Annotated in this window: 22 protein-coding genes; 15 read left to right on the top strand and 7 right to left on the bottom strand. The window is 50.4% G+C overall.

What is annotated here, in order from left to right:
- Window positions 1-735: 735 nt before the first annotated feature.
- Window positions 736-2,205 (bottom strand): Fe-Mn family superoxide dismutase, encoded by a 1,470-nt coding sequence (locus ACFRAM_RS22825; RefSeq protein WP_379468395.1) that lies wholly within the window; start codon window positions 2,203-2,205, stop codon window positions 736-738.
- Between the two features lie 553 nt (window positions 2,206-2,758).
- Window positions 2,759-3,799, bottom strand: a complete 1,041-nt coding sequence (locus ACFRAM_RS22820) for an alpha/beta hydrolase (RefSeq protein ID WP_379468393.1) — start codon at window positions 3,797-3,799, stop codon at window positions 2,759-2,761.
- 264 nt (window positions 3,800-4,063) lie between these two features.
- Here ACFRAM_RS22820 and ACFRAM_RS22815 point away from each other — a divergent pair, with 264 nt between their 5' ends.
- Entirely contained in the window at window positions 4,064-4,807 is a 744-nt protein-coding gene (locus tag ACFRAM_RS22815) for an IclR family transcriptional regulator (protein WP_379468391.1), read from the top strand.
- Between the two features lie 963 nt (window positions 4,808-5,770).
- Here the strand turns inward: ACFRAM_RS22815 and acnA are convergent.
- Window positions 5,771-8,515, bottom strand: coding sequence for an aconitate hydratase AcnA (gene acnA / locus ACFRAM_RS22810; RefSeq protein WP_379468388.1), 2,745 nt, complete (start codon window positions 8,513-8,515; stop codon window positions 5,771-5,773).
- Between the two features lie 233 nt (window positions 8,516-8,748).
- Between acnA and ACFRAM_RS22805 the strand changes: the two genes are divergently transcribed.
- The 9 genes from ACFRAM_RS22805 to ACFRAM_RS22765 all read left to right on the top strand — a co-directional run bounded on the left by ACFRAM_RS22805 (window position 8,749) and on the right by ACFRAM_RS22765 (window position 16,481).
- Window positions 8,749-9,771 carry an amidase domain-containing protein gene (locus ACFRAM_RS22805; protein WP_379468386.1) on the top strand — a complete coding sequence of 341 codons (1,023 nt, stop codon included), beginning with the start codon at window positions 8,749-8,751 and terminating at the stop codon, window positions 9,769-9,771.
- Between the two features lie 22 nt (window positions 9,772-9,793).
- Window positions 9,794-10,885 carry a D-alanine--D-alanine ligase gene (locus tag ACFRAM_RS22800; protein ID WP_175372146.1) on the top strand — a complete coding sequence of 364 codons (1,092 nt, stop codon included), beginning with the start codon at window positions 9,794-9,796 and terminating at the stop codon, window positions 10,883-10,885.
- A 55-nt stretch (window positions 10,886-10,940) separates the two neighbouring features.
- On the top strand, window positions 10,941-11,258 hold the full coding sequence (locus ACFRAM_RS22795) for a hypothetical protein (protein WP_175372145.1): 318 nt from the start codon (window positions 10,941-10,943) through the stop codon (window positions 11,256-11,258).
- Window positions 11,255-12,262, top strand: a complete 1,008-nt coding sequence (uvsE, locus tag ACFRAM_RS22790; RefSeq protein ID WP_379468378.1) for a UV DNA damage repair endonuclease UvsE — start codon at window positions 11,255-11,257, stop codon at window positions 12,260-12,262. Before ACFRAM_RS22795 ends, uvsE begins: the two co-directional genes overlap by 4 nt.
- 181 nt (window positions 12,263-12,443) lie before the next feature.
- Window positions 12,444-13,328 carry an inositol monophosphatase family protein gene (locus tag ACFRAM_RS22785; RefSeq protein ID WP_175372261.1) on the top strand — a complete coding sequence of 295 codons (885 nt, stop codon included), beginning with the start codon at window positions 12,444-12,446 and terminating at the stop codon, window positions 13,326-13,328.
- A 19-nt stretch (window positions 13,329-13,347) separates the two neighbouring features.
- Window positions 13,348-13,638, top strand: coding sequence for a hypothetical protein (locus tag ACFRAM_RS22780; RefSeq protein ID WP_379468600.1), 291 nt, complete (start codon window positions 13,348-13,350; stop codon window positions 13,636-13,638).
- A 110-nt stretch (window positions 13,639-13,748) separates the two neighbouring features.
- Complete coding sequence (locus ACFRAM_RS22775) at window positions 13,749-15,041, top strand: stalk domain-containing protein (protein ID WP_379468376.1); 1,293 nt, start codon at window positions 13,749-13,751, stop codon at window positions 15,039-15,041.
- 99 nt (window positions 15,042-15,140) lie between these two features.
- Window positions 15,141-15,692, top strand: coding sequence for a peptide deformylase (gene def / locus ACFRAM_RS22770; protein ID WP_379468598.1), 552 nt, complete (start codon window positions 15,141-15,143; stop codon window positions 15,690-15,692).
- A 162-nt stretch (window positions 15,693-15,854) separates the two neighbouring features.
- Window positions 15,855-16,481 carry a hypothetical protein gene (locus tag ACFRAM_RS22765; RefSeq protein WP_379468374.1) on the top strand — a complete coding sequence of 209 codons (627 nt, stop codon included), beginning with the start codon at window positions 15,855-15,857 and terminating at the stop codon, window positions 16,479-16,481.
- A gap of 139 nt (window positions 16,482-16,620) precedes the next feature.
- Here ACFRAM_RS22765 and ACFRAM_RS22760 read toward each other — a convergent pair whose 3' ends face one another.
- Window positions 16,621-17,940: a glutamate-1-semialdehyde 2,1-aminomutase gene (locus tag ACFRAM_RS22760; protein ID WP_379468372.1), complete on the bottom strand. Its 1,320-nt coding sequence runs from the start codon at window positions 17,938-17,940 to the stop codon at window positions 16,621-16,623.
- Window positions 17,941-18,063: 123 nt separating this feature from the next.
- Window positions 18,064-19,104: an LCP family protein gene (locus ACFRAM_RS22755; RefSeq protein ID WP_379468371.1), complete on the bottom strand. Its 1,041-nt coding sequence runs from the start codon at window positions 19,102-19,104 to the stop codon at window positions 18,064-18,066.
- Between the two features lie 105 nt (window positions 19,105-19,209).
- On the opposite strand from ACFRAM_RS22755, the gene bcp reads away from it, so the two are divergent.
- The 3 genes from bcp to ACFRAM_RS22740 all read left to right on the top strand — a co-directional run bounded on the left by bcp (window position 19,210) and on the right by ACFRAM_RS22740 (window position 21,846).
- A complete protein-coding gene (gene bcp / locus ACFRAM_RS22750; RefSeq protein ID WP_379468370.1) occupies window positions 19,210-19,677 on the top strand; it encodes a thioredoxin-dependent thiol peroxidase in 468 nt (155 codons plus the stop codon).
- Window positions 19,678-19,891: 214 nt separating this feature from the next.
- Window positions 19,892-20,350, top strand: coding sequence for a MarR family winged helix-turn-helix transcriptional regulator (locus ACFRAM_RS22745; protein WP_066374450.1), 459 nt, complete (start codon window positions 19,892-19,894; stop codon window positions 20,348-20,350).
- The gene (locus ACFRAM_RS22740) at window positions 20,347-21,846 is read left to right on the top strand and encodes a DHA2 family efflux MFS transporter permease subunit (protein ID WP_379468368.1); all 1,500 of its coding nucleotides are present in this window, start codon (window positions 20,347-20,349) and stop codon (window positions 21,844-21,846) included. Before ACFRAM_RS22745 ends, ACFRAM_RS22740 begins: the two co-directional genes overlap by 4 nt.
- A 69-nt stretch (window positions 21,847-21,915) precedes the next feature.
- Here ACFRAM_RS22740 and ACFRAM_RS22735 read toward each other — a convergent pair whose 3' ends face one another.
- The gene (locus ACFRAM_RS22735) at window positions 21,916-22,857 is read right to left on the bottom strand and encodes a helix-turn-helix transcriptional regulator (protein ID WP_379468366.1); all 942 of its coding nucleotides are present in this window, start codon (window positions 22,855-22,857) and stop codon (window positions 21,916-21,918) included.
- Between the two features lie 146 nt (window positions 22,858-23,003).
- Here ACFRAM_RS22735 and ACFRAM_RS22730 point away from each other — a divergent pair, with 146 nt between their 5' ends.
- The gene (locus ACFRAM_RS22730; RefSeq protein ID WP_379468364.1) at window positions 23,004-24,341 is read left to right on the top strand and encodes an MFS transporter; all 1,338 of its coding nucleotides are present in this window, start codon (window positions 23,004-23,006) and stop codon (window positions 24,339-24,341) included.
- Here the strand turns inward: ACFRAM_RS22730 and ACFRAM_RS22725 are convergent.
- Window positions 24,316-24,984 carry a DedA family protein gene (locus ACFRAM_RS22725; RefSeq protein WP_379468362.1) on the bottom strand — a complete coding sequence of 223 codons (669 nt, stop codon included), beginning with the start codon at window positions 24,982-24,984 and terminating at the stop codon, window positions 24,316-24,318. The genes ACFRAM_RS22730 and ACFRAM_RS22725 overlap by 26 nt on opposite strands.
- A gap of 108 nt (window positions 24,985-25,092) precedes the next feature.
- Here ACFRAM_RS22725 and ACFRAM_RS22720 point away from each other — a divergent pair, with 108 nt between their 5' ends.
- Complete coding sequence (locus tag ACFRAM_RS22720) at window positions 25,093-26,505, top strand: polysaccharide deacetylase family protein (RefSeq protein WP_379468360.1); 1,413 nt, start codon at window positions 25,093-25,095, stop codon at window positions 26,503-26,505.
- The last annotated feature ends 100 nt before the right edge of the window (window positions 26,506-26,605 follow it).

Here is a 26,605-nt window from a genome sequence, read left to right as displayed (position 1 = left end):
ACCAGCCATTTTGATGGCAGGCAGGTCCTTTTTTGATCGCTGGCGTGCCTAGAGGTACGTACTATCTAGGTGGTGAAGGTGGTGTCAGTGGATGCCAAGGTAGCAGTAGGGGGCTTAAAGGCACGCATTTTCTTGCTATATACTATGAACTTGAAAATCTAACGTGTTGCTGGGGCGGTTTGGGCTTTTGGGGCTGCTGAGCTATCTTGCGTAATCCTCCGTAGCCGATCATTTATAATTCAGTGATAGAGATGCATTAACTTCTAAGAAATTGAGGAGTAACAGCAACCGCAGTCCAATAGTGATTCCGTCAGTAGCGGCGAGCGAACGCGGAGCAGCCTAAACCAGGGGGCTTGCCTCCCCGAGCCGTCATTCAAGGTTATGCGGGGTATGAATAGCGGGAAAATATACCGTTAATTATTTGATTTCGCCTTTTTTCCCATTCATAACTGGAATTTCTCCCGTTAAAAACCTCTTTTTATTCATAACACCCTAATTATGAGGGGATTAACAGGAGTTTTTCCAGTTATCTTTAGAAAAGAAGGGGATTGAATCAAAATAACAGGAGCTATCCCTGTTATTCCTATACCCTGTAGTAGGCTCCAAATCTTGGTGCATAACTTATTTTACGCCATCGGTGAGAGTGAAGCTTCATGTTAAGAAATCTAGCAGATTTGAATTGAACATGGATATCTCGCTCTCCAAAACAGTTTAGGACGCAACCACCTTTATTTCTTAATAAGGCTTCCAAGCCAGCTTGCTAGCGGCATTGTAGCGCTCGGATACGTAAGGCCAGTTCACCACGTTCCACCAATCCTTGATATAGTCGTCACGCTTATTTTGGTGCTTCAGATAGTATGCATGCTCCCATACGTCCAGAGCGAGCAGCGGAATGACATCCCATTGGGACAGGTTTTGGTGCTTCTCAGCGGTTAAAATCTCCAGTCTGTGGCTACGCGGACTCCATACCAGAATCGCCCATCCACCACCTTCTACCTTGTTCGCTGCTTCACTGAACTGCTGCTTGAAGCTGTCGTAGCTACCAAAGCTTTGTTCAATGGCATCCAGTAATGGTCCGGTTGGACGCCCGCCGCCCTGTGGAGACATTTCGTTCCAAAAGATGGTGTGCAGGTAGTGTCCGGCCCCGTTAAAGGCAAGCTCCCGTTCCCAATGCTTCACCAAGTCGAAATTACCGCTTTTGCGGGCTTCAGCTAGCTTGATTTCGGCATTGTTCAGGCCATCCACGTAGCTTTGATGGTGCTTGTCGTGGTGAATGCGCATCGTTTTCTCATCAATATAGGGCTCCAGTGCGTTGTATGCATAAGGGAGGGGAGGCAGACGGTGGCCGCCAATCGGAACAGCAGATAGTTCGCGGGACTCTTGTAGCAAATACGGATGATCTTGTTCTGCAAAATAGCTTTGTTCCGCTGAATAATGCTGCTGTGTTGACCGTTCCACCGAATCTGGCGAGCCGTTCAGCGCATATCCGCTTTGTTCTGCAGCGTAGTTATTTTCGGCTGAATAATGCTGCTGTGTTGACCGTTCCACCGAATCTGGCGAGCCGTTCAGCGTATATCCGCTTTGTCCTGCTATATAGTCACTTTCCGCTGAAAAAGCCTGCTCTCTTGGCCATTCGTTCGCGTCTGCTGAGTCGTTCAACGCATATCCACTTTGTTCTGCTGTATAGTCACTTTCCGCCACATAATCCTGTTCTGCAGATCGCTCCTCCGGATCTGCCAAGCCGCTCAGCGAATACTCGCGCATCAGTCCCCCTAGCTGCCCTGGGGTATTCAATGTCTGCAGGACCGCCAGGAAGTATTCCGATTCGCGGATGATATGCAGCAGGACGATGGTTGCCAGCGGCACGGCTTTGATTGCAGCACTGCCCTCCATGATGGCATATAGCTGTCTTATAAATTCGGTAGATTGTGCGCTGGCCACACGCAGTAGCTGTTCAGTCTCGTTGATTAGGGCCCATTGATCCCCATGAGCCGGGGCAGAAAGAGCAGACTCAAGCAGATGTCTAGCAGCTTCCTCAGTAGCACCGAAGACGACAGCCCATTCATCCAGCAGTTTCACATAGGGCTGTTCCAGCTTGGGAACGATGGCCTTGATAACCTCGGTATGCTCCTTCTCCTGAGTCTTCCAAAATACGATTTCTTCCAGAATGCGTACTGGCAGCATCGGTCCGTATACATATAGCATTACCTGTTCAAACCTCCCGTGATATGACTTCACAAATACATTTATATGAGCAGAACAGGTGGCTTATGAGCTTGGTGAGGCGGCAAAAATATTAAGGAAGCAAACAGGGGATTTTAGAAAATGGGTTAGAAAAAGCTTAAAGAACAGTCTAGAGAAGAGCGGATAACAGAGTCTTAGAGAAGAACTTAGAGAAGAACTTAGAGAAGAACATAGAGGAGAAGGTAGAGGAATGGTTAGAGACAGGTGGTCTGAATTAATGTAAATTAATCTGAACTAATTTGAACTGATTTGAATTGATCTACTTTTCTTGAACCTCAGAATTTGAGTATCCTTTAAAATGGTGGTTCTATAATAATACGAGTGATTTATGGCTAGCCTCACAGAAAAGAAAAGTCTCCTACCGGTGCATTTCTGCATATCCGGAAGGAGACTTGTGTGCAATTATAGATGAATTACAGAAAATTTATATCATGACTAAAATATACTATGAAATATTAATGCTATGAAGCAGACACCTGCTTAATGCTGGAAATAATCTGATCTATGATAGTGACTAAGGTTTTACTGCGGTGGACTGCTCGATTTCCTTCGTTTCTGCCAGCTGTACATTACCCAGGAATGCAGAGACCCGGCGCAAATATTCGCGCGGATGCTCCCGGAATAACAGTTCATGATGGCTGCCCTCTACAATCCAGGATTCAGAGTAAGGGTTGCTCTGGTTCGCTGCAAGCTCCTCGGCAATTGGATACGGTGCCTTGTCATCCTTGGTTCCGTGCAGGAACAGGATCGGGAATGGATAATCCTCTGATTTTACCTTGGCGTATGGAATCTGATTCAGCCCAGTTCCGTTAAGCAACGGGAACAGCAGCTCCATAATTTCCAGAGAGGGCTGACGAGGTAGATCGATGTTCTGTTTGATATTATGGTACAGCGTGTCCGGTTCCAGCAGGAAGGTGCTGTCGAGAATCATGGCATCGACATCCTTCGTGACCAGTCCAGCCTGAAGCGCGGTTCCAGCACCCATGGAGAAGCCCCAGACGACAATCTGCTGTGCGCCTTTCTCCTTAGCGAACTGGATGGCACCTAGCAGCTGCTGGGATTCTTTTTTGCCACCTGTAGCGATATCCTTATTGATCTGTGAAGCAAAACCATAATCGAACATCACGACATTAAAATTCAGGCGATGGGCGTAATGCGCAAGATCATACATCGGTACCCAGGATTCCTCGCGATTAGCGCCATATCCATGGCTAAATACGATAGTCTTCGTAGATCCTTCAGCGGGAATGTACCAGCCTTGCATAGTGCGACTGCCGTCCAATGCCGGGAAGGTCACATCCTCATACTTGAGACCCTTGGCAATTGAAGGGTTGGAATAGAGGGGGGCAACTGTTGGATTGGACAACACCCAGGCAATATAGCCATGCAGAGAGATGAAGCAGAACACGAAAAAGAAGAATACCGAAAGCAGCAATGCTACAATGATATGCTTGAAGCGAATCATGCCCAGGGACAATGGCGGCGGCGTATCAGGCTTGCGTTCTATAGGTTGGCGGGAGACCGGCGTGCCGGTGCGAGTTGTAGCCAAATCCATGATGGTCACCCTCCTAATCTTTTTGACAGATACAAGTGTGAAAAGTCTTACGTATTAGCGTCTTTCTACTTATATATATCGTATGATCATGACTTATCAAAGTCAATGAAATCAACGGTTTTGTAATGCAACTGTAAAGTGGAGCCCAGCCTTTTCCGTGTGCCGAATGTGCTGGATTTCCGCAGGGATTTGCTCTAAGATAGAATTGATTATATTTAATAATGTAACCGAGTTTCATTTGATGAAACAAAAGGGGAGATCAGGGTGGAGGACCGCAAACTGACGGTACGCGCTGTAGAACGGGCGCTTGATATATTGTTGTGTTTCACGAAGGACAACGAGCTCGGGTTGACGGAGATTGCCGGGCAGATTGGTCTACATAAAAGTACGGTGCATCGGCTGTTAACAACGTTGGAGGAAAAAGGCTTCCTGACTCGCAATGCGGCGACGGAGAAGTACCGTCTAGGCATTCGAGTCTGGGAGCTGTCGACACATCTGCCAGCTTACGATGAGTCGGCAGCTCTGTTGCTGCCGGCTATGGAGCGGTTGCGAGACCGGCTGGGCGAGACCGTCAGCTTGTACCTGCGCGATGGACTGGAGCGTGTGCGCATTCAGGCTGTACAAAGCCAGCAGGCTATCCGCCGGGTGGCGCAGATTGGTGCTCGACTGCCTCTGTCGGTCGGAGCTTCCAGTAAGGTGCTGGCGGCTTATGCGCCGCCGGAGGTGCTGCAGTCGTTGCTGGAGGGCCCCGGCTGGCCCGACTATGTGGAGCGCGATGCCTATAAGCATCAGCTCCAGGACATTATGAAGCTGGGCTACGCGACGAGCTTCGAGGAGCGCGAGCCTGGCGCGGCGGCCGTAGCCGTGCCAGTGGTGGGACGCAGCGGCACTGTCGTAGCCGCGCTGTCCGTGTCCGGGCCAGTCAGCCGTCTCTCCCAGGAGACGCTGCTGGCGTATGCCGCCGTCCTCCATGAGACGGCGGCTGAGATGGGCTTGATGCTGCCGTAAGCACGGCGGCAGCATCAAGCCCTGCGCTGCTAGCCGCGCCCTCGGAGGCGGCTGGCAGCGTGAAGCTGGCACGCTGCCCGTATAGGCACGGCCAGCACTTCAAGTTCGGCCAGCCTTGTTGCACCGCGGCAGGGCATGAAAAGGTTGTTCCAAGTGTTTTGGAACAACCTTTTTTCTCTCTTATGAGCAACTACCTTCGGCTTGGAAAACAGAAAGCAGAAAGCAGAAAGCAGAAAGTATACAAGCCGAACAAAAGAAATTAACCAAAAACGAAGATAAGCGAACGGGGAAGTTTGGAACTGTAGGAGCAAAGCGTTCGCCCTGAAAGCTTTCCATAGGAAAGCCAGCACCGGAACATAGACTGTTGACAGATTTCAACCACAAGAATTGGTGAATTTCCCCTTTACCAATCATCTAACATTGAAAAAGAGGGGCCATCTCCCCAACTAACAGCATTTTTGTACCTTATTTTTCTTTAATATAGGGAAATAAAGCAAATAAGGGCATTATTGTATCTTATTTTCGGGAAAAGCACGCTGAGCAGGGTATTCTGGAAGATTTAAGGTACAATATTGCACTTAATCTCCACTAACCCTTAGCTACAGAGGATTTAAGGTACAAAAATGCCGTTAATTACACTGCGATCCTTTTTATATGTGTTCTTAATTAAGTTCAGAAATGTCGTTATTTTCGAACCACGAGCTACAGTCCACTAACCATGATCCATGAATTACGGAACCACGAGCTACGGTCCACTAGCCACAATCCACGAACTATGGAATCACATAAGCACATAATCACGGAGCCACGAGCACGGTCCACTAACCAAGATCCATTAACTACGAACGACGGAGCCCCACCCCCAACCCCACCCAACCCCCATCTCTTTACGTCCAACCATGCAAAAAAAGGATGCCCTCAGCGCCTATGGCACTGAGGGCATCCTCTTGTTAAAATTTCAGGTTATTCAACCGGAAGGGCGTTATCTGGAGTTGTAGCATCGGCCAGCATCTGGCGGAGTACAGTTTGCAGAATACCGCCATTGCGGTAGTAGTCGATATCAACGGTACTGTCGAGACGTGCGATGACAGGGAACTCGAAGTGGGTTCCGTCTTCGCGGGTAGCCGTGACGGTCAATTCTTGGCTAGGCAGCACATTGTTGTCTAGACCGTTAATGTTGAAGGTCTCGCGTCCGGTCAGGCCTAGGCTGCTCCAGCTATGGCCTTCTTTGAATTGCAGTGGCAGAACGCCCATGCCGACCAGGTTGCTGCGGTGAATCCGCTCAAAGCTCTCGGCGATGACGGCTTTGACGCCCAGGAGCAGGGTTCCTTTAGCGGCCCAGTCGCGGGAGCTGCCTGTGCCGTACTCTTTTCCGGCGATAACAACGAGATTCTGTCCTGCGGACTGATACAGCATGGAAGCGTCATAGATAGACATGACTTCTTCGCTTGGAAGGAAGGTGGTTACCCCGCCCTCTGTGCCCGGAGCCACAGCGTTACGGATACGAATGTTGGCGAAGGTACCGCGCATCATCACTTCATGGTTACCACGGCGTGAGCCGTAGGAGTTGAAGTCTGCACGCTCTACGCCGTGATCGCGCAGATACTCGCCTGCTGGACCGTTCGTAGAGATGTTACCTGCTGGAGAGATATGGTCTGTTGTAACAGAGTCACCCAGCAGCGCCAGTACACGTGCGTTGTTAATATTATCGATATCACCAAGGCCATCGGCCAGATTCTCGAAGAATGGCGGGTTCTGGATGTAGGTGGAGTTGTCGTCCCACTCATACAGTTCGCCTTCAGGAACTGGAATTGAATTCCAACGTTCATTCGCGGTAAATACATTTTCGTATTTACGACGGAACATTTCCGGGCTCAAGGAGAGGCCGATCGCTTCTTTGATTTCCGCGGAAGTAGGCCAGATATCCTTCAGGAAAACAGGCTCGCCTTGTGGATCATATCCGAGCGGCTCATTCTGCAGATCAATGTCAACAGTACCTGCCAGCGCGTAAGCAACAACCAGCGGCGGGGAAGCCAGATAGTTGGCTTTGACCTGCGCATGGACACGGCCTTCAAAGTTCCGGTTACCCGAAATTACAGCAGCTACCGTCATGTCGTTGTCGTTAATCGCTTCGCTGACTTCATCTGGCAGCGGGCCAGAGTTACCGATACAAGTAGCACAGCCATATCCAGCTACGTAGAAGCCGAGAGATTCCAGCGGTTTCAGCAGATCTGCTTTCTCCAGGTACTCTGTAACTACCAGTGAGCCTGGGGTCAAGCTGCTCTTAACGTATCCCGGCTTAGTCAGACCGCGTTCTACAGCTTTCTTCGCCAAGAGTCCGGCACCCAGCATAACGCTTGGGTTGGAGGTGTTCGTACAGCTCGTGATTGCTGCAATTACAACTGCACCGGTGCGCAGCTTGCTAGTCGAGCCGTTCTTGTGCTCTATTTCAACAACTTGATTGATTTTCTCGTCGCTGAGGCCATATCCACCCTTATTTACAGGTGTGCGGATAATGCCTTCAAAGCTTTCTTTCATATTCGTAAGTTCCACACGGTCCTGCGGACGTTTTGGTCCCGCCAAGCTTGGTACAACCGAAGCCAGATCCAATTCGATAACATCGCTGAACTGCGGGTCTGGTGTTTCTGCGGTGCGGAACATGCCTTGTGCTTTGTAGTAGGATTCTACCAGTGACACCAGGTCGTCAGGACGGCCGGTGCTGCGGAGGTAAGCCAGAGTCTCTTCATCGACAGGGAAGAAACCGATCGTTGCGCCATACTCAGGAGCCATGTTAGCTACCGTAGCACGGTCTGCGAGACTGATGTTTGCCAGGCCAGGGCCGTAGAATTCTACGAATTTGCCGACTACGCCTTTTTTACGCAGCATCTCAGTTACGGTCAAAGCCAGGTCAGTAGCAGTAGCGCCTTCTACGAGGCTACCGGTAAGCTTAAAGCCCACAACATCTGGTGTAACAAAATAAAGCGGTTGGCCCAGCATACCTGCTTCGGCCTCGATACCGCCGACGCCCCAGCCGACTACGCCAAGACCATTGATCATGGTAGTGTGGGAGTCTGTTCCTACAAGAGAGTCCGGATAAACTACGGTTTCGCCATCTTGGGTCTTCGTAGCGGCGACAGAAGCCAGATACTCCAGATTCACCTGGTGGACAATACCCGTTGCAGGCGGAACCGCACGGAAATTGTTGAAGGCTGTCTGTGCCCAGCGCAGGAAGCGATAGCGCTCTTCATTACGCTCGAATTCAACGTTCATATTGTATTCCAGGGCATCGGACGTACCGAAGGCATCGACCATGACAGAGTGGTCAATAACCAGGTCTACCGGTACGAGCGGATTGATCTTCTTAGGATCGCCGCCGGCTTTTTTAACTGTATCCCGCATGGCTGCCAGGTCTACGACTACCGGCACACCGGTGAAGTCCTGCAGTACGATCCGAGCAGGGATAAAAGGAATTTCTTTGTTTCGGTCAATACCGCCAGCCCAGCCGGCCAGCTGCTTTACATGCTCTTCCGTGATCGCCCGTCCATCGAATTGACGAACTGCAGCCTCAAGCAATACTTTGATGGAAAAGGGCAGGGAGGAAATGGCGCCCAGTCCTTGTTGTTCAAGGGAATTAAGGTCGTAGTAGCGATACGTTTTGCCACCCGACTCCAGGGTACGGGCTAGCGAAAAATGATCCTTGCTTGGCATAAATGCGCCTCCTTGTTTCATCTGTTGAAACTCCATTTCATATATTGCATCTTCTTTAAGTATAACGTTTACAAGGAGGGGAGTAAAGTTTTTTTTGCTCCTTTTTGATGGGAATACCGCCCGTTTTCTCCACCCTGTAATCATGTCCAAAATGGATTGCATCTGTATAGCAGCGCACTTTCCTTCATATACATAGGACAGCAGCTAAACAGGGGAGAAGGGGCGGGAGTAGAATGGAGCAGGATTGGAAACGAAGTCTGTATGAATATGTGGATCAATTGAACAAAGACAGGGTGGAACCGGGGGTCGTGCCGCGTTTTTCTGTGGTGAGAGATCCGCGCTTTCGGATACAGCAGGGAGAGCGCTCCCGCAGGCTGGGGGAGTGGTATGCCAGCAGAGGCATCACGCCGCTGCGTGGAGAGACGGGAGTCAAGACATTAAATGTTGTACATCAATCTCCTAGTGAGGTTATTGCAGAGGTAGTTCTGCATCGTGCGCTTTATTATGAAAAGGGCGGAATGAGGCATCGTGAAGATGCAGTAGAATCGGAACGCTTGATTTTTGTTCAGGGCGGGAGCTGGGAAATTGCCGCAGTGGAGCGGAGAATTCCAGAGAGGAGTGCCAAACGCTACATTGAACCTGAAGCGGACGGGAGAGTCTCCAAATGGGGAGAGGTTCTGCCTGCCCCACAGCCCTCGCAGCCGCTTCTGAACAAGAATATATTAGGGGGAAATTCCGGCTCCAAAGAGATCCGTTACAACCGCGAGGCAGCTGTAGCATACGCCGATCGTTGGTGGAAAGAAGGGAACCCGGAATACACCAACTTCGAAGTGGATTGCACCAATTATGTCTCCCAATGTCTCTTTGCAGGGGGAGCGCCTTTCAACTATACTGGTAAAAGAGAAACGGGCTGGTGGTACAAAGGTTACAATGGAAGCCAGGAGTGGTGGAGCTTCAGCTGGGCTGTGTCGGACAGCCTGCAACGTTATTTGAGTGCCAGCCGCAGCAGCGGTCTGCGTGCTGAAGCAGTAGAGCGGGCAGAGCAGCTTCAGCCGGGAGATGTCATCTTCTACGATTGGGATGGCGACGGCCATTACCAGCACAGCACGTTCGTCACCGCGCTTGATGCAGGCGGCATGCCGCTGGTAAATGCACGTACGGTCAGCAGCCGCCACAGATATTGGGATTATCGCGATTCCTATGCGTGGACCGACAAGACGGCCTACCGTTTTTTTCATATTAATGACTATTTATAATTCGGAAAGAGGTTATTGGAGTATGGGGAACGCAAAATTGACCGTAGGTCTGGTATACGGCGGCAAATCTGGTGAGCATGAGGTGTCGCTGCAGACGGCTTTTGCAGTCATGAATGCTTTTGATTACGATAAATACGAGATTCTGCCTTTTTATATTACGAAGCAGGGATTGTGGAAGGTGGGCGAGACGCTGACAGCGCCATTCGCACAGATTGAGCAGCTTAAGCTTGCTGAGGCGTCTTCTGATTCAGGAACTGCGATGAATGCCATATTCAGCGGTCTTTCCAGTGAGGTGTCAGCGGTTGATGTGATGTTCCCGATGCTGCACGGCACTTATGGAGAAGATGGTACCATTCAAGGCTTGTTCGAAATTGCGAACATTCCTTATATCGGGGCTGGAGTTTTGGCCTCGGCGGCGGGTATGGATAAGGTCGTAATGAAGAAGCTGTTCGCTGAAGCCGGACTGGATCAGTGTGAGTACTGCTACTTTAACGCTAGCTCGTGGAAACACAGAAGTCATGAGCTGATCGTGAATGTGGAGGATAAACTTGGCTACCCTGTGTTCGTTAAGCCGGCCAACCTGGGGTCCAGCGTGGGCATTTCCAAAGCAGAAGACCAAGAAAGTCTGGTTAAGGCTGTCGAGTATGCTTTCCGATATGATACGAAGGTCATTATTGAAGAATTCGTGGATGCACGTGAGCTCGAGGTTGGTGTGCTGGGTAACGAAGAGCCTGAAGCCTCCGTTCCGGGTGAAATTGTTTCCTCTGGTGAATATTATGATTACGCGGCCAAATACATTGACGGCAAGTCACAAATGCTGATTCCGGCTCCGGTTGAACCCGATATTGCAGACCGGCTAAGAGAATCGGCGCTGGTGGCTTTCAAGGCTATTGAAGGAAGTGGCATTACGCGGGCGGACTTCTTCGTGCGCAGATCTGACGGCAAAATTATGATTAATGAAGTGAACACGATGCCAGGCTTCACTCCTTACAGTATGTATCCACTACTGTGGCGTGAGACTGGCGTATCCTATAGAGCGTTGCTGGACCGTATGATCGAGCTGGCGCTGGAACGCTACAATTTCAAGCAAAACCTGAAATACGACAACGAATAATACACTATGACAAGGCGTCAGGCGGGATCATCCCGGCCAGAGAGGAGAGAGAAGGATGGGCTTTCAATCAGAGTTCAATTCGGTATGCAAATTCAAAAGCGAACAGGAATTGTATGAGCTGCTGGAGTACGGCCGCACTAAGATGGTAAAGCAAGGATTTCGCGTCTATCCGACCGGGCAAAAGGTCATCGCCTACACTCCAGAGAATGTTGCTGTAGCGATCGTCAAAATTTCAGCGTCCATCGCCGAGATCAATTTTCAGGGACATGAGGTAACAGCAGTGGAGATGGATCTCATCCGCAAACTGAATGAGGAAGAATCAAGGGTGCAGACTGCTCTAGCTTATGAGATGTTTTTCGGGGAAGAGAAATGATTGTAAGGTTTGGTTATGTGGCGATGTCTACGGTTATTCCCGATTGTTCACCTTCCAAGACGATGACGATGGCTTCATTCAAAAAGCTGGAAGATCGCGAAGCGGCACTTGCCCGCTTGGAGAGCCTCACTCGAACGAATTTGCACAACACGTTGCGTCTGCTGAAACATAACACTGGCTCCGATATCAAAGTATACCGGATGACCTCGAAGCTGGTCCCGCTGGCAACGCATCCCGATCTCCAGGACTGGAAGCCGCTGGCGGCGCTCGCGGATGATTTCGCTGAAGTGGGCGATTATGTGAAAAGACACGGCATGAGGGTATCGTTTCACCCCGATCATTTCACGGTACTCAGTACGCCGCGGCCAGAGGTGCTGGTGAATTCCATCCGGGATCTCCAGCATCATACTGATATGCTGCGTGCGATGGGGCTGCCGGCAACGGCCAAGAACAACATCCACATCGGCGGAGCCTATGGGGACAAGCCTACGTCGGCAGCGCGGTTTGAAGATCATTTCCGGGAGCTTCCCTTGGAACTACAAGAACGTGTCACGCTGGAGAATGACGACAAGACCTTCAATGCCCCGGAGACACTGGCAGTCTGCCAGCATCTCGGACTTCCGATGGTGCTGGATATTCATCATCAGTGGGTGAACAATGAAGGGGAACTTCCGTGGGAGCTGTGGCCTGAAATTCTGAAGACGTGGCAGACACCACTTGCTTTGAAGGATGTACTTCCAGGGGAGCATTTGCCGCCAAAAATTCATGTGTCGAGTCCTCGCAGCCCCTCTGATCCCCGCAGTCATGCCGACGGGGTAGAGCCTGTGCCACTGCTGGCTTTCCTGCAGCGAATTGCAGAGGATACGCCTGCCGTAGATGTGATGATTGAGGCCAAGCTGAAGGACGGTGCGCTTTTTGGACTGATGGAAGCAATGAAGGAAGCCGCGAAGGCTGACCATAGAATAACTGTATTAGACGGGGCCAGCGTTAATATTGAACCATAAACAGTGATAAACCGCGTGATATAGCCGGAACAGAGGCCTGCCCATGACTTGATAAGTCTCCGGAAATAGGGTACGTTGGATAAAACCAAATGCCCGGGAAATCCCTTGCCGTTATCTGTATTTTTTTGCAAGGGCTCCGGCCCGGAAATGACGATTATGTTCAAGAAAGCGGAGTGAAATGATGAACCCTATAAATCCTAATAGCCGAAATGAACGGGAACCCTATGTCGTAACCAGCAAGGGACACACGGCCGTAGCCATTAATGCTGCCGCTAAGGCAGGGGAATGGATCAAAAGCAGACAGGGTCAGGTAAAAGAGCTTGGCACCAAAACCTCTGCGCAGGATCTGGTTACAGAAGTGGATAAGGGCGTAGAGCAGATGATCCGCAGGCTGATCCTGACTCATTATCCTGACCATGCCATCCTTGGCGAGGAAGGGGTAGAGCCGGGTGCCGCCGCCGCAGCTGCCGCTCTTGAAGAAGCGCGTGAGCATGAATATTTGTGGATTGTGGATCCAGTGGACGGAACCACTAACTTTGTCCACGGCTTTCCTTTTTACTGTGTGTCGATTGCACTCGTCGTTCGGGGAGAATTGACCGTTGGTGTTATTTATGATCCGACCCGTGATGAAATGTTTGTCGCTGAAAAAGGTAAGGGTGCATATATACACGGTATTCGTGCTTCTGTTTCGACGGAAAATGAACTGGCCGGCAGCTTGCTAGCCATGGGCTTCCCGCCGGATCGAGAGTTTGCGCAGCCAGCGAACATGGCCGGTCTGCAGCAGCTGCTGCCGCAGATCAGGGGCATACGCGCCGGTGGCTCAGCGGCGCTGCATCTTGCCTACGTGGCAGCTGGCAGAGTCGACGCTTACTGGGAAGTGGGGCTTAACCCTTGGGATTGTGCGGCCGGTGTTCTGCTTGTATTGGAATCTGGTGGCAAGGTCACAGATACTCGTGGAAGTGCTTATGATATTGGCACCCGCCATGTTGTGGCGAGCAATGGCCGTATTCATGATGCGCTGATTGCTTCGCTGAAAGCTGGGGAAGCTACAGGATATCAGCCATAGGGAGGAATCCATTATGACCATGAGCGGCAACGATGATTTGGAACGCAAGCTGAGTGAGCTGCTGGAAGATGGCGAGATGGAGCAGACCGACCGCTCTGCTAAGGAGCTTCGGCAAATCTCGCCCAAGTATGAGATTCGTATCCAGACGACACTGGACCCCATCGTGGAGGAGACAAGGCGTTATCGCAAGATCGGCCAAGAATTGGATGACCGTTATGATAAGTATATGGAGCGTGCTGGAGAGCCATCTGGTCCAGCGAATGACTCCGCTAAAAGTGAGAGTCCAAATTCCGATAAGGAACAGCAATAGAATAGCTATCTTCTTACAAAAGAGCGGTTCTTCGTTTAACGGAGGACCGCTCTTTTGCATGGGTATCCGGGATGGTAGAATAGAGTCAGAACGAAATGGGGAGGAATACGATGCTGAAAGTTTGGAAGAAGATAACAGCGGCTAGTATGAGCAGTCTACTGCTGTTATCGCTATGGATAGGTGTCCCCGGGTCAGTGCAAGCTGCAGGAGAGGCAGCTGCAGCGCAAGGAAAAGGACCGGAGACCTTCCGCATCGTGGCACTGGGAGATTCCATAACGGCTGGATATGAGCCGGGAATGACAGACCTGAACGCGAAGCCTTATGGATATGCGGAGAGATTGCTGGAGCAGGGCTGGTACCATGGCCGGAGCGAGCTCGCCAATTACGGAATCCTCGGATTGACTACTTCGGGCTTGAGTCACTATACAGAGGCGCTCAAAACCGGAACGGCCACTACACCGGATGCAATTCAGCAAGGTCTTCCTGATCCCAGAATCGCTGCCTTCGCAGCGGAGATCCCGCAAGCGGCCAAGGAACTCGCGGCAGCGAATCTTATCACGATTACAATCGGCGGGAATGACTTAAGCAGCTTGTTCTTGAAGGTCAAAGATCTGACAGATGCGGACTTTGAGACACAGCTCGATCAGAAGCTGGCTGATTATAGTGCTAATCTGAAGGTCATTCTGGAGAATATCCGGGTGGTCAATCCGGGGGCCAAGATTCTACTTGCTGATCAATATCAGCCAGCGCCCAAGATTGCCGTTGGCCAGTCTTACACAAAGCTGATGAATGCAGCAGATCGCCTCACATCTGCCGCTGAGGCTGTGGCAGGTACATTCAGCCAAGGCAGCGCACCGGTGTTGGTCGCTCATGTTGCCGAGCAATTTGCCGGAGCAGAGTTCTCATTAACCTATATTATCAGTGGCAAGACACCGGATTTTCACCCGACACAGCTAGGATATGAGAAGATCGCTACAGTGTTCGCAGAACTGCAGTGGGGTGCATACCGCACACCAACGGCAGTCGCTACGGCTGCGACAGTTGCTCCTATGAATATTGTTGTGAAGGGTGTGGAATTGAATACTCCCAACAAGCCTATACTTAAGAACGGTCAGAACTTCCTGGCGCTGAAGGATATTCTGAATGCTGTAGGCGCATCCGGCAAATGGGATAATAAAACATCAAGTGCAACGATTCAATACGGTGACAGAACGGTTGTCGTTACGATTGGAGCGAAGACGATTAAGGTTAACGGTCAGGATGTAGCAATTGATACCCCTGCTTTTCTGCAGAAGGTTGGCAAGGAAGACAAAACCTATCTTCCACTGGGCGCGTTAGCTACTGGACTTGGATTTGACGTGAATTACAGCAGCAAGCTGCGGACGGCTTTCATAAATCCGTAAGGATGCATACAGTACTTATATATATAAATCAAACCCGTAAGGCAAAGGTGGATGAAATTGTTGTCTAATTCAAAATTTACTGCTGACTATATCATTCGGATGGACGATATTGTTCGGGAAGGAGATCCGGTACTTCGTGAGGTGACCCAGCCGGTGGAGATTCCCTTACAGGAAGCTGATCGTGAGGCGCTGCAATGTATGATGCAGTTCCTGAAGAACAGCCAGAATCCAGAACTTGCGGCTAAATACAAACTGCGTCCTGGTGTGGGGCTTTCAGCCAATCAGATTGGATTGTCCAAGCGGATGTTCGTCATGCTTGCCACTGATGAGAAAGGGCGCATGGTTGAGCAGACCTGGGTGAATCCCAAGATCATCAGCCACTCCATGGCGATGGTGTATTTGCCCGAGAGTGAGGGCTGCTTGTCGGTAGATCGTCCAGTACATGGCTTTGTACCGAGATATGAGTCTGTGAAGGTCAAGGGTTATGATGCCAGCGGCAAAGAGATCGTTGTTCGCTACAAAGGTTATCACGCAATCGTCATTCAGCATGAGATAGATCATCTGGATGGCCTCATGTTCTATGACCGGATTAACAAAGAGAACCCGTTCAAGCTTCCGCAGGGTGTGGAGATCCACAGTTTGTATGAGTAGGTGACATGCAGGCTTCTTTTTGACAAAAACGCGTAAAAAGAATGGCTTTCGTCCTCTCTTTCAGGGGTTGAAGGCCATTTTTTGAGGTGAATAATATTCCAAATGTTGGGTGTTTATATGTTATACTGTCATTATTACAACTGAGACGAGGAGGCTGTAATAATGGGAACAATGGGCTGGGGTGAATTTCGGACGATTCCGAGTCATTATAATGAGGAAGTTAGAGCAATAGATGAGCACATTCTGGGACTGGTGCAACAGCGGAGGGAATTCGCTGGGGGGAAGAGAGCCGTACCGGCTCCCGAGCAGATGCAAGTCTTCGCCAAGCAGTTCGGACTGGAATTGGAGCAGGTTGCGATGATTCTGAGCGGGTTGAATGATAGGGTACAGCCCATCTTCTGGCCGGAAGAGGAAGAAGTGGTGGGTGTGCTGCCAATTTTGCAAAAAACATCACAAGATCACTGTGATTATAGCTTGACCCATGCAATGCAGTATGAAAGCTATAGCGTTGTTACGGTTGAGATTAAATATCGTCAAAAAGAGTCCGGAAATGTGCAGCTCCAGCCTAACCTGACCTTGGCTATTATCGGTGAGCGGGAGTATACAGTACAAAGACATGGAAGTAGAGGTGGCGGGACCCATGCCCAGCTCCAGTTTGTAGTCATCCCTGCGCTGCCGAAGGAATTGAACGGGATTGAGTTCTCATTGGTGCCGGAGGCTATGTTTTTGGAAAATAAAATCAAGGAAATCAATTTGAACCGTCAGGTGGATTTTTATCCCTCCGTCTAATCAACCTGGAGGATGATAAGGTAGCAGACGGGCTGGGGAATGTAAGGTACTATTTGATCCGAAAAAGCCGCTGGGGAACGATATGTCCCCAGCGGCTTTTGATGATATAACTGTGAGCTTCACAAATTGATTCAGCTTTTTACAGGTCACCCGCCGCCATGGCGGCAAAGGAGGCCTCAGCAGCTTCCAGGGTGGCAGCGATATCGTCATCGGTATGCGCGGTGGTCAGGAACCACGCCTCATACTTGGACGGTGCCAGATTGATGCCACGGTTCAGCATGTGCCGGAAGAAGCTGGCGAACATTTCTCCGTCCGTATCCTGTGCCTCTTCGTAATCAGTGACCTGGTGATTGCAAAAATGAGTAGAGAATGCTCCGCGGATACGGTTGATCGTCAGTGGAATACCATGACGGTCTGCCGAGGCCTGAAGCCCTTCGGTCAGAGTAATTGCAAGACGCTCCATTTCTTCATAGACGCCTTCTGCGCTTAACACCTCAAGACAGGCAATACCGGCAGAGATGGAAGCCGGATTCCCCGCCATCGTCCCTGCTTGGTAAGCAGGACCGAGTGGAGCTACCTGCTCCATGACATGCTTGCGCCCACCGTAAGCACCGATCGGCAGGCCGCCGCCGATGATTTTGCCGAGCGCCGTCAAGTCAGGTGTGATGTCTTCATGGTTATCGAGACCGGCATAGGTTTGAGTGGAGCCGTAATGGAAGCGGAAAGCCGTGATTACCTCATCGTAGATGACAAGCGAGCCATTGTCACGAGCCTGCTTGCACAGTCCTTCCAGGAAGCCTGGCTTCGGCATTACCATACCGAAATTGCCGACAATCGGTTCGACCATAACAGCGGCCACATCGTCGCCCCAGGTGGCAAGTGCCTCGCGCAGTCCGTCCAGGTCATTGAACGGAACGGTAATGACTTCTTGCGCCAGACTGACGGGAATGCCGGCACTGTCTGGGATACCTAGTGTGGAAGGACCGGAACCGGCGGCAACGAGCACCAGATCGGAATGGCCGTGATAGCAGCCGGCGAACTTGATGATCTTATTGCGCTTCGTATAGGCGCGAGCCACGCGAATCGTGGTCATGACGGCTTCGGTGCCGGAATTGACGAACCGCACTTTGTCCATCGAAGGGATGGCGTCCTTAAGCATTTTAGCAAGCTTGATTTCCAGATGGGTTGGTGTGCCGTAAAGGATGCCGTTCTCGGCAGCTTGAGTGATGGCTGCTGTAATGTGAGGATGGGCATGTCCGGTGATAATAGGACCGTAAGCAGCCAGATAATCTATGTAGCGGTTATTGTCCTCATCCCAGAAATACGCGCCGCTGGCCCGCTTCATGAATACAGGGGCACCTCCGCCGACGGCTTTGAAGGAACGGGAGGGACTATTGACGCCTCCTACGATATGCTGAAGGGCTTCCTGATAAAGTTGCTCTGATGTGGAACGGTTCATGAATAATCATCCTTTCGTCTTCCATAGGCAAGGGAACGGGCGAGCAGCGTTTATGTCCGCTGTTCGCCCGTCTGTGATCATGCCTTGGGGGTTATTGTATAGTCTTCCGTGCCCATTATGGAACTATGGGGTTGCGGGAGCACTGCTACTCGTGCCAGCCTCCGGTGAAGGAGAGGGCTCAGGACCATTCAGTGTATCCTGTACAAATTTCTTGAGCTTGCTAGTGCTGCTGATTCCAATGACGGCCGATCCATTACTGGTCTCATCTTCCTTGAGCAGGTTCATCGGCGGGATTTGCTCACTGCCGCCAATACTGCTATCGTAGCCTACACTCGCCAGCTTCGCCATGTCGGTCAGTGTCAGATTGGTGTCGATATACGGACTAACATCTGACAGGATGGAAGGTAGCTTGAAGAGTGTGGTGGTGCTTTTCAGTTTGTCGGCTACGACCTTCAGGAAGGCACGCTGACGTTCCGTCCGGGTGAAATCGGAGGTGGCATCATGACGGAAGCGGACATACTGCAGGGCCATATTGCCGTCCAGATGCTGGAACCCCTTTTTGAGATCGATATCGTATTCGGGTCCGTCGGCAATCGTCTTGTAGACCATATCCTTCTCCACGTCGTAATCCACGCCGCCTACCGCATCTACCAGCTTGATAAAGCCCTGGAAGTCTGTATAGACATAATATTGAATCGGGATGCCCAGCAGATCGCCCACTGTCTGCATTGCCGTGTTGGGTCCATAAATAATCGCTGCATTGATACGCTGCTTACCGTGATCCGGAATAGCTACATACGTATCGCGGAGAATAGAGAAGACAGTGATCTTCTTCTTCAACGGATCAAGAGAAGCCACAAGCATCGTGTCCGAACGGGGGACTTCGCCTTTCTTCACCCCACGGGCATCCACACCCATGAGCAGAATATTAACAGGCTCCGTGCCCTCCCATTTAGGAGGCTCAGGCGTGTCGGTATCAACCGTCTCCACATTTTGGAAAGGTGAATTGTCGCCATCTTTTTGGAGATTGCCAAGTTCATTGGCGATGGAGGTGAAGTAATATACAACAACGCCGATGATTAGAAGAAGTATTATAGCCAGAGTCCAAATCAGTGGTTTCTTAGTTTTACCGGCCTTTGCGTGCCGTTTCCTTCTTGGTGGCATTTCTCGTTCTTCCTTTCGCATTCACATTCTCTACATTATAATTTCTTTTGGGAATACGCGCAATTTCGGAATAATTATCCTAATAAAATGAAGGTGTGAAAAAACATGAATAATACTGGAATAGAAGTGGGACAAGCCGCCCCTGATTTTACGTTGCCATCCTCCAATGGGGAGCAGGTTCGTCTGAGCCAATACTTGGGACATAAGGTTATTTTATATTTTTACCCGAAAAATATGACAACCGCCTGTACGCAGGAAGCGTGCGACTTTAGGGACGCTCATGAAGAGATTGCTGCCAAGGGGGCAGTGGTCCTGGGAATCAGTACTGATAGCTTAACCTCGCATACTAAATTTATTGCCAAGTACGGTTTGCCTTTTTTGTTGCTCTCGGACGAGGAGCATACCGTAAGTGAGCTTTATGGCGTGTGGCAGCTGAAAAAAATGTACGGCAAGGAATATATGGGCATCGTCCGTTCGACCTTTCTGATTGACGAGAATGGAATCGTTGTAGAGGCGTGGAATAAGGTCCGGGTTAAAGGGCATGTGGAAGCAACTGTGAAGCAGCTTGGCTAGAGATGTAAATTGGATTATTTTACATGCAAGTGTCGTGCTCTTTTAATTTAAAAATGAATATTAGTTTGGTCGTCCGTGTGAAGTGGGCGGCTTTTTCTTGTAGACAAACATCCATTTCAGAAAATTTCAGCAAGTAGTTGACGGGAAAATACGTAAAGAGTAGAATAGTTCGCATGCGAAGTATTTAATTTTAAAGGTATTGGAGGGGAAGGCTGTGGAGGAGAACGAGCAGCGACGGCAGCTGGATGAGATTATTTCTTCCTTTCGCCGGATCAGTCATGCTTTTCAGCAGCTGCTTTGGAAAGACGCGGAAGAACTAGATATTACGCCTACCCAACTGATGGTCTTGCGTAAGATCTCTGCACATCCTTCTATTGGAATCACTGAGCTTGCAGAGCTGTTGCATCTCGGAAATAGTGCGGCCAGTGGAGTTGTGGACCGGATGGTGAAGGCTGGATTGCTGACGCGTGAGCGGTCTGAGAGTGATCGGCGGATCTTCCAGTTGACACTGACTGACAAGGGCAGTGAGATTATGGAGAAAAGCAAAGCCTCACTGAGAAGATATCTGTTGCCGCTAGCAGACATCCCTACCGAGGATGCAGGTGAGCTGCTACGCATACACGGTGAAATCGTGCAAATATTAGAACAAGGGAGAGACAAAAAGAAATTATGAGTACAATAACTGCTAATGCTACGGCAGGCAAAGCTATTCGCAGAGGTCCGATTATCGCGGCGCTCTTGATCGGAGCATTCGTTGCGTTGCTCAATCAAACGCTGATGAATGTGGCGCTGCCGAAGATTATGGAGGACTTGAACATTCTGGCCAATACGGCCCAGTGGCTGACAACCGGCTTCATGCTGGTTAACGGTGTACTGGTACCAGTCAGCGCGTATCTGGTGGAGAAGTTTACGACCCGCCAGCTGTTTATTACGGCAATGGTTCTTTTTTCAATAGGTACGCTGGTGTGCGGTGTCGGCACCGGCTTTGAGATGATATTGGTCGGCAGACTGATTCAGGCTGTCGGTGCAGGGATTCTGATGCCGCTGATGAACATTGTGTTCCTGCGCATCTTCCCGATTGAGGAACGCGGCAAGGCGATGGGCTTAATGGCGGTAGCGATGATTTTTGCACCGGCTGTCGGTCCTACACTGTCTGGTTGGGTTGTGCAGAACTACTCTTGGCGGGTGCTGTTCTTTATTGTCTTGCCGCTGGCTATTTTCTCCACGCTGCTGGGTGCGAAGACGATGCAGAATGTTGGGAAGGTCACTTCTCCTTCGCTGGATAAATTAGGCGTCATTCTGTCCACACTCGGCTTCGGCGGTTTACTCTACGGCTTTAGTGACGCGGGAACAGACGGCTGGGGCAGCACCACGGTTATCGTGTGCCTCATTCTGGGTGCAGTTTCCCTGGTGTTGTTTGTATGGCGTCAACTGAAGATCGACAAGCCGCTACTGGAGTTTCGAATTTTCCGCTATAACATGTTTACACTAACTACCATCATCAATATTATCATTACAATGGCGATGTACTCCGGTATGATTCTGCTGCCGATTTATCTCCAGACGATTCGCGGCTTTACGCCGATGGAATCCGGGCTGCTGCTGCTGCCGGGTGCGATTCTGATGGGAATCATGTCGCCGATTACGGGGATTATTTTCGATAAGATCGGTGCCAGATGGCTTGCGGTTATTGGTCTGATTATTACTACAATCACGACTTGGGAATTCGGCCATCTTACAGATTCCACCTCATACACATACCTTATTCTGACGTATACCGCGCGGATGTTCGGGATGTCTATGCTGATGATGCCGATTGTCACTGCGGGTCTGAATCAGCTTCCGCAGCGTCTTAACTCTCATGGGTCTGCGATGTCTAACACCCTGCGTACGATCGGCGGCGCGATGGGAATAGCTGTGTTCGTCAGCTTGATGACTAATCGCACCAAGAGCACAATTACCGACGCTTTGGTTAGCGGAGCGGTTTCCAAGACAGACAAAGCCGCCATGTTGAAGCTGTCGCAGGAAGCAACCATTAACGGTATTAACCATGCCTTTATTGTGGCTACCTGGGTGACTGTTGCTGCATTGGTACTGTCATTCTTCATCAAGAAAACCTCGCCGCAGGCAGATTTTCTGAAGACAGAAGTCGAAGCTGAGGCCAAGTAACAGGCTTCTTGAATGCATTAAAGAAAGGGCTGTTCTCACCGGATTGGTGGGAGCAGCCCTTTTAGTGTATCAATCCTGCTTAGCATACTTTGCGGCGATTTCTGTTGCGAGCTTTCCGAGTTTCTGCCGAATGGACTCTGGTTCAAGTACCTCGACAGACGTGCCGAAAGCAAGCAGGAAGCCATAGAACCAGCTGTCCTCGGGATAGTGGATCGTTACGAAGTACCCTCCGTTGCCGTCAGGCTGCAGCTCGGCAGCATCAAAGCGATCCTCTGCCAAATGCCTGCCTTCGGCAGCAAAATGCAGTACGCATGGGACAGGGCTGCCCTCTCTCTGCCAATCCCCTCCCCAAGGTAGTCCCTCCAAGGGAAGGTCCTCTCTTGTATAGGTCCGCGTCTCCTTCACCAGTGACTTCATCCGCAGCAGCTTGAAGAGGCGGAAGTCCTGCCGCAACCCGCAAATGCCGTATAAATACCAGGCCTGTCCCTTCAGTACCAAGGTGTAAGGCTCGACAGAGCGCAGCGTGATGTGACCTTCCGCATCCGCATATTCAAACGAGACAGCTACGCCTTCTTCCAGAGCTTCTTTAAGGAGCGTCAAGCGTTCTTCCAAAGGCCCATTTAGCCCGCGTGGTGAAAAATCCACGATGAGCTGGGTGGTCTTGCTGCGGAAGGCAGCTGATTGAGATGGAGGAATTACGCTGCTGATTTTCTCCATGAGCAAAGTATGTTCAGTCCCTCCGGAGGAGGAAACGCCTTGCAGCGCAGTGAAAATATCAGCCAGTTCCTGATCGGTCAACACGTTGCGGTCAAGGCGGTAACCTTCCATTAGACTGATCCCACCGCCTGCTCCTTGAGTAGTAAGAACCGGAATGCCGGCTGCATTAATCGTGTCAATATCACGGTAAATGGTGCGTACAGACACTTCGAACATGTCGGCAAGCTCTTTAGCTTGAATATGGCGCCGATTAATCAGCAGGATGACGATAGAGAGTAAACGGTCTATTTTCATTAGAAATCTCACTTTCAAGAGGTAATCGTGCAAATGCGTTTTTTTCATTTTAACAAAATAAAACGGTTAAACCTATTGCGTGATGTCTTTGTATTAGATTAATATCTAATTAGATATTAATCTAATTATAGAGATGAGGAAGCATCATGAACTCAGAATCTGGTGGTGCCGTTTTGAAATACCACCGCGGTTATACCCGATTATTCATCACAGGAATTATTAATGGAATTGGTGACCGCTTCAGTCAGGTGGCGATGCTGTCGCTTGTGCTGCATCTGACGGGATCGGGGCTGGCAGTGGGGATATCACTTGGGGTAAGGGTGTTGCCTTTTCTGCTGCTGGCTCCGCTTGGGGGCATGCTCGGCGGAAGATTGCCACGCAAAATGATCATGATTGCTACGGATTTGCTGCGGGTACCTGTGGCATTGGCCTTCTTATGGGTAGACGGTCCGGACAAAATTTGGGTAATCTACGCCGCGAGCTTCCTGTTGGCTGCGGGAGAGGCCATTTATAGTCCGATTCGCAAATCGTCCATTCCGCTGCTGGTGAACCGGGAACGCCTGCTGGCTGTCAACGGGATGGAGCAATTGATGATGGGCATAGTGCTGATACTGGGTGCTTTTGCCGGTGGTGTCGTTTCGTTATGGTTCGGTCCTCAGTGGGCATTCATTCTGAATGCTGTATCCTTTCTGCTTGCTGCGCTAATGCTTGCCGGTATTCATTTTCCGCAAGGCTATGGCAGTAGCTCGGACGGGAAACAGGCTCAAGCTCAAGAAGAAGCTCAAGAACATTCCCAAGAACACGACCAGGCTCAAGAACATGGCGAAGCCCAAGCTTCTACGAGATCAACCCCATTTTCACCGTCGGCACGCAACATATGGGGGCTAGTGGCTGGTAGCGTAGTCTTGCAAATTATTTTTGCTTTTGAACTGCTCGTACCACTAGTCAATGGGTTGGATAATGTACTGATCAGCGTATACGCGGTGCAGGAATTTGGGGCTGGAGATTTGGGAGTAGGTGCTTTTTATGGTGCACTCGGTATCGGGCTTAGCCTTAGCTTTTTGGCTGGACGTTTGCTGAATAAGAGGCTGCTCCTGGGAGCGCTGGGTGGATTACTGCTGGAAGGTATGCTCTTGATTACAATCAGCTTTAGTGAGAGTTTCGTGGCTGTGTTTGGGCTGTACATTATACTTGCCTTCACAGGAGGCATCGGCAGTGCCTGTTTCGATACTTTATTGATGAGGGAAACGCCTGTAATCTACCAGCCGATCATTTTCGGATGGCTCACGGCCGTGAGCAGTACACTCCTGGGCCTGTCCATGTTTGGTGCGGGACTTGTCCTCGAGGCCATGAGGCCAAGGCAGCTTGGATTATGGGGCGGAGTGGGCTTCGTATGTATTGCACTGATCTTGTCTGTGTATGCCAAAATTCGTATGAACAAGAGAAAGGACGGTTCAATCACCGTCCCTTGGAAGTCTCTTTGATTTTAGTCTCAAGTTTAAGTTTGGCTCTGCGCCGGAGCAGGAAGGCTGCGATTCCCTTGCGATAACGGTACATGAGTATCAGGACAACTAAGCCTGCAATGCCAGAGATAATCCAGATTGCATATAGCTCGAAGATATGGAATACGCCCATCCACTGTGGCCCGAAGACTCGGCCGATGCCAAGGAACAGCACGACCCAGAACAAAGCGCCGCTGTAGGCATACAAGGCGAATTTACGGAAGGGCAGGCCGATAATTCCGGCGAAATATCCGGTAAAGTGACGTACACCAGGGATGAAATAACCGATTGAGATCAGGACGCTTCCGTATTTTTCGAACCAGCGCTGCGTCTTCTCCAGCTTGGTTTCTGAGAACAGAAACCATTTGCCATATCGCTGAATGAAGGGGAGTCCGGCTTTGAGTCCGATGAAGTAGGTAATGGTCATACCGACCGTAGTTCCTAGAAAAGCGATTAAGACTAGCAAAGTAAAATCCAGTCTGCCCGTATAGGAGAGAAATCCGGCGAAGGCCATCGTGGTCTCCCCTGGAAAGGGCAGCGCGACGAATTCCAGCAAAAGTCCGAAGAACAGTACACTGTATCCGTAGTTGGCGAATAATTCCTGAATCCATTCCAGTACTTCCATAAGGTATTCACTCTCCAAAGGCGAAAAAGCCGTATTCTAATTGAAAGCTTGTCTTCATACAATCTACTAACGGCTTTGAGAGCCAATAGAATGCTGGAGGTAGAAAAGATGAAGGGTAACAATAATACAAACGGCCGCCGGATAATGTTCCGCGGATTGCTCATTATGGCCATGGCATTGCTGGTGACATCAGGCTGGGGAACAGATACGTATTCCGGGTCCGGGTCGGCAAGACCCCTTCCACTACAGGCAACAAATGCGGATGCCTCTTCTTCTCAGCATAATCCTCTGGCAGCTCCGGTGCAAGCGGACCCGGTTACTCCCGCTGTCCCGGCTGTTTTGGCAGCAACACCTATTGAAAATTCGACGCTAAATGCGGTTCCGATACAACATCTAGAGCTACCCACAACAGTGGCAGAGACGGCTGTAGTTCAACAAGTGGCAGCCACAGCAACCAAAGCAGCTAAAACGGTCTACCTTACGTTTGACGATGGTCCGAGCAAAATCACGCGGGAGGTCCTCGATATTTTGCAAAAACAGGGGGTTAAGGCAACCTTCTTTGTGCTCGGAAACGCTGCAAAAAGCCACCCCGAGCTGATTAATGCCATCTGGGAGCAGGGGCATGCCATCGGCAATCATTCTTATGATCATGATTACCATAATCTATATAGCGGATTCACCGCATTCTGGAACCAAATTAAACAGACAGAGAATATTATCCGTGAAATTACAGGTGAACGTCCCCGGCTTGTTCGCGCCCCGGGCGGAACGTCTGGTCATTTTGATGATACCTATTTCCAATTGTTGAATCAAGCGGGTTATCTTGTCATGGACTGGACGGTAGACAGCGGTGATTCCCGGAGAAAAGGTGTACCAGCAGCTGAAATCCTGCGGGAATCTACCAAAGACTTAACGTCTTCCGAGGTTGTACTGCTGCTGCATGATGGCGGGGGACACGGGGAAAGTGCCAAGGCACTGCCCCAGATTATTGCTCGCTACAAGGCAGCAGGCTATACCTTTAAGGTTCTGGACGATAGTGTCAAGCCCGTGCAGTTCAGGGTATCAGCCAAGGCAGCGGGCTTGGACCGGCTGAAGCCGTCCAATGCTTGGATCGCTTCCAATATCCTGCCGAATGTCGCACTTTTCCAGCCGGGCAGAACACTCGCACTAGAGGTAGGGCTGCTGGAGACCAAATTGAATCCGGGTGAATATAGAATCATTAATGGACAATATATGGTGCCGCTGCGGGCTGTGGTGGAACGGCTTGGTGGACAGGTGAGGTGGGATCAGACAAGTCGCAGTGGTCAGGTGATCTGGAACAGCAGGACCGTGACAGCAGATGTATCTGGAGGGGAGCTGCTTGTCAGTCTTCCAGGAGGTGCTCAGGAGAAACGGGCTGCCAGGGTGGAGATCATCGGCGGCGCCATCTGGGTGCCACTGAGAGAATTGCTGGAGACAGCTGGCCACCCTCTGGAGGCAATCAGTGCTACTTCGGAGGAACGCCGGGTAAAAGCTGCCTGACACGGCAGTATCCTGTTCCTGCTTGAGCCGGCAAAAAGGATGAAAATAATAGTCTGAGGGGATCTTTTCCTGGAAAGAATAGATATTAACACGCTCTTGC

Source organism: Paenibacillus sp. NPDC056722 (genome assembly GCF_042790635.1).
GTDB lineage: Bacteria > Bacillota > Bacilli > Paenibacillales > Paenibacillaceae > Paenibacillus_AQ > Paenibacillus_AQ agri.
This window is presented reverse-complemented; position numbering and strand designations above follow the sequence as displayed.

Excerpts from the sequence above, each read along its gene's own strand:
- uvsE (WP_379468378.1), top strand. The coding sequence starts at position 11,255 with ATGATTGTAAGGTTTGGTTATGTGGCGATGTCTACGGTTATTCCCGAT.
- ACFRAM_RS22820 (WP_379468393.1), bottom strand. The coding sequence starts at position 3,799 with ATGGATTTGGCTACAACTCGCACCGGCACGCCGGTCTCCCGCCAACCT.
- ACFRAM_RS22780 (WP_379468600.1), top strand. The coding sequence starts at position 13,348 with ATGAGCGGCAACGATGATTTGGAACGCAAGCTGAGTGAGCTGCTGGAA.
- ACFRAM_RS22805 (WP_379468386.1), top strand. The coding sequence starts at position 8,749 with ATGGAGCAGGATTGGAAACGAAGTCTGTATGAATATGTGGATCAATTG.
- ACFRAM_RS22825 (WP_379468395.1), bottom strand. The coding sequence starts at position 2,205 with ATGCTATATGTATACGGACCGATGCTGCCAGTACGCATTCTGGAAGAA.
- ACFRAM_RS22760 (WP_379468372.1), bottom strand. The coding sequence starts at position 17,940 with ATGAACCGTTCCACATCAGAGCAACTTTATCAGGAAGCCCTTCAGCAT.
- bcp (WP_379468370.1), top strand. The coding sequence starts at position 19,210 with ATGAATAATACTGGAATAGAAGTGGGACAAGCCGCCCCTGATTTTACG.
- ACFRAM_RS22755 (WP_379468371.1), bottom strand. The coding sequence starts at position 19,104 with ATGCCACCAAGAAGGAAACGGCACGCAAAGGCCGGTAAAACTAAGAAA.
- acnA (WP_379468388.1), bottom strand. The coding sequence starts at position 8,515 with ATGCCAAGCAAGGATCATTTTTCGCTAGCCCGTACCCTGGAGTCGGGT.
- def (WP_379468598.1), top strand. The coding sequence starts at position 15,141 with ATGGACGATATTGTTCGGGAAGGAGATCCGGTACTTCGTGAGGTGACC.
- ACFRAM_RS22740 (WP_379468368.1), top strand. The coding sequence starts at position 20,347 with ATGAGTACAATAACTGCTAATGCTACGGCAGGCAAAGCTATTCGCAGA.
- ACFRAM_RS22725 (WP_379468362.1), bottom strand. The coding sequence starts at position 24,984 with ATGGAAGTACTGGAATGGATTCAGGAATTATTCGCCAACTACGGATAC.
- ACFRAM_RS22720 (WP_379468360.1), top strand. The coding sequence starts at position 25,093 with ATGAAGGGTAACAATAATACAAACGGCCGCCGGATAATGTTCCGCGGA.
- ACFRAM_RS22795 (WP_175372145.1), top strand. The coding sequence starts at position 10,941 with ATGGGCTTTCAATCAGAGTTCAATTCGGTATGCAAATTCAAAAGCGAA.
- ACFRAM_RS22765 (WP_379468374.1), top strand. The coding sequence starts at position 15,855 with ATGGGAACAATGGGCTGGGGTGAATTTCGGACGATTCCGAGTCATTAT.
- ACFRAM_RS22785 (WP_175372261.1), top strand. The coding sequence starts at position 12,444 with ATGAACCCTATAAATCCTAATAGCCGAAATGAACGGGAACCCTATGTC.
- ACFRAM_RS22800 (WP_175372146.1), top strand. The coding sequence starts at position 9,794 with ATGGGGAACGCAAAATTGACCGTAGGTCTGGTATACGGCGGCAAATCT.
- ACFRAM_RS22775 (WP_379468376.1), top strand. The coding sequence starts at position 13,749 with ATGCTGAAAGTTTGGAAGAAGATAACAGCGGCTAGTATGAGCAGTCTA.
- ACFRAM_RS22735 (WP_379468366.1), bottom strand. The coding sequence starts at position 22,857 with ATGAAAATAGACCGTTTACTCTCTATCGTCATCCTGCTGATTAATCGG.
- ACFRAM_RS22730 (WP_379468364.1), top strand. The coding sequence starts at position 23,004 with ATGAACTCAGAATCTGGTGGTGCCGTTTTGAAATACCACCGCGGTTAT.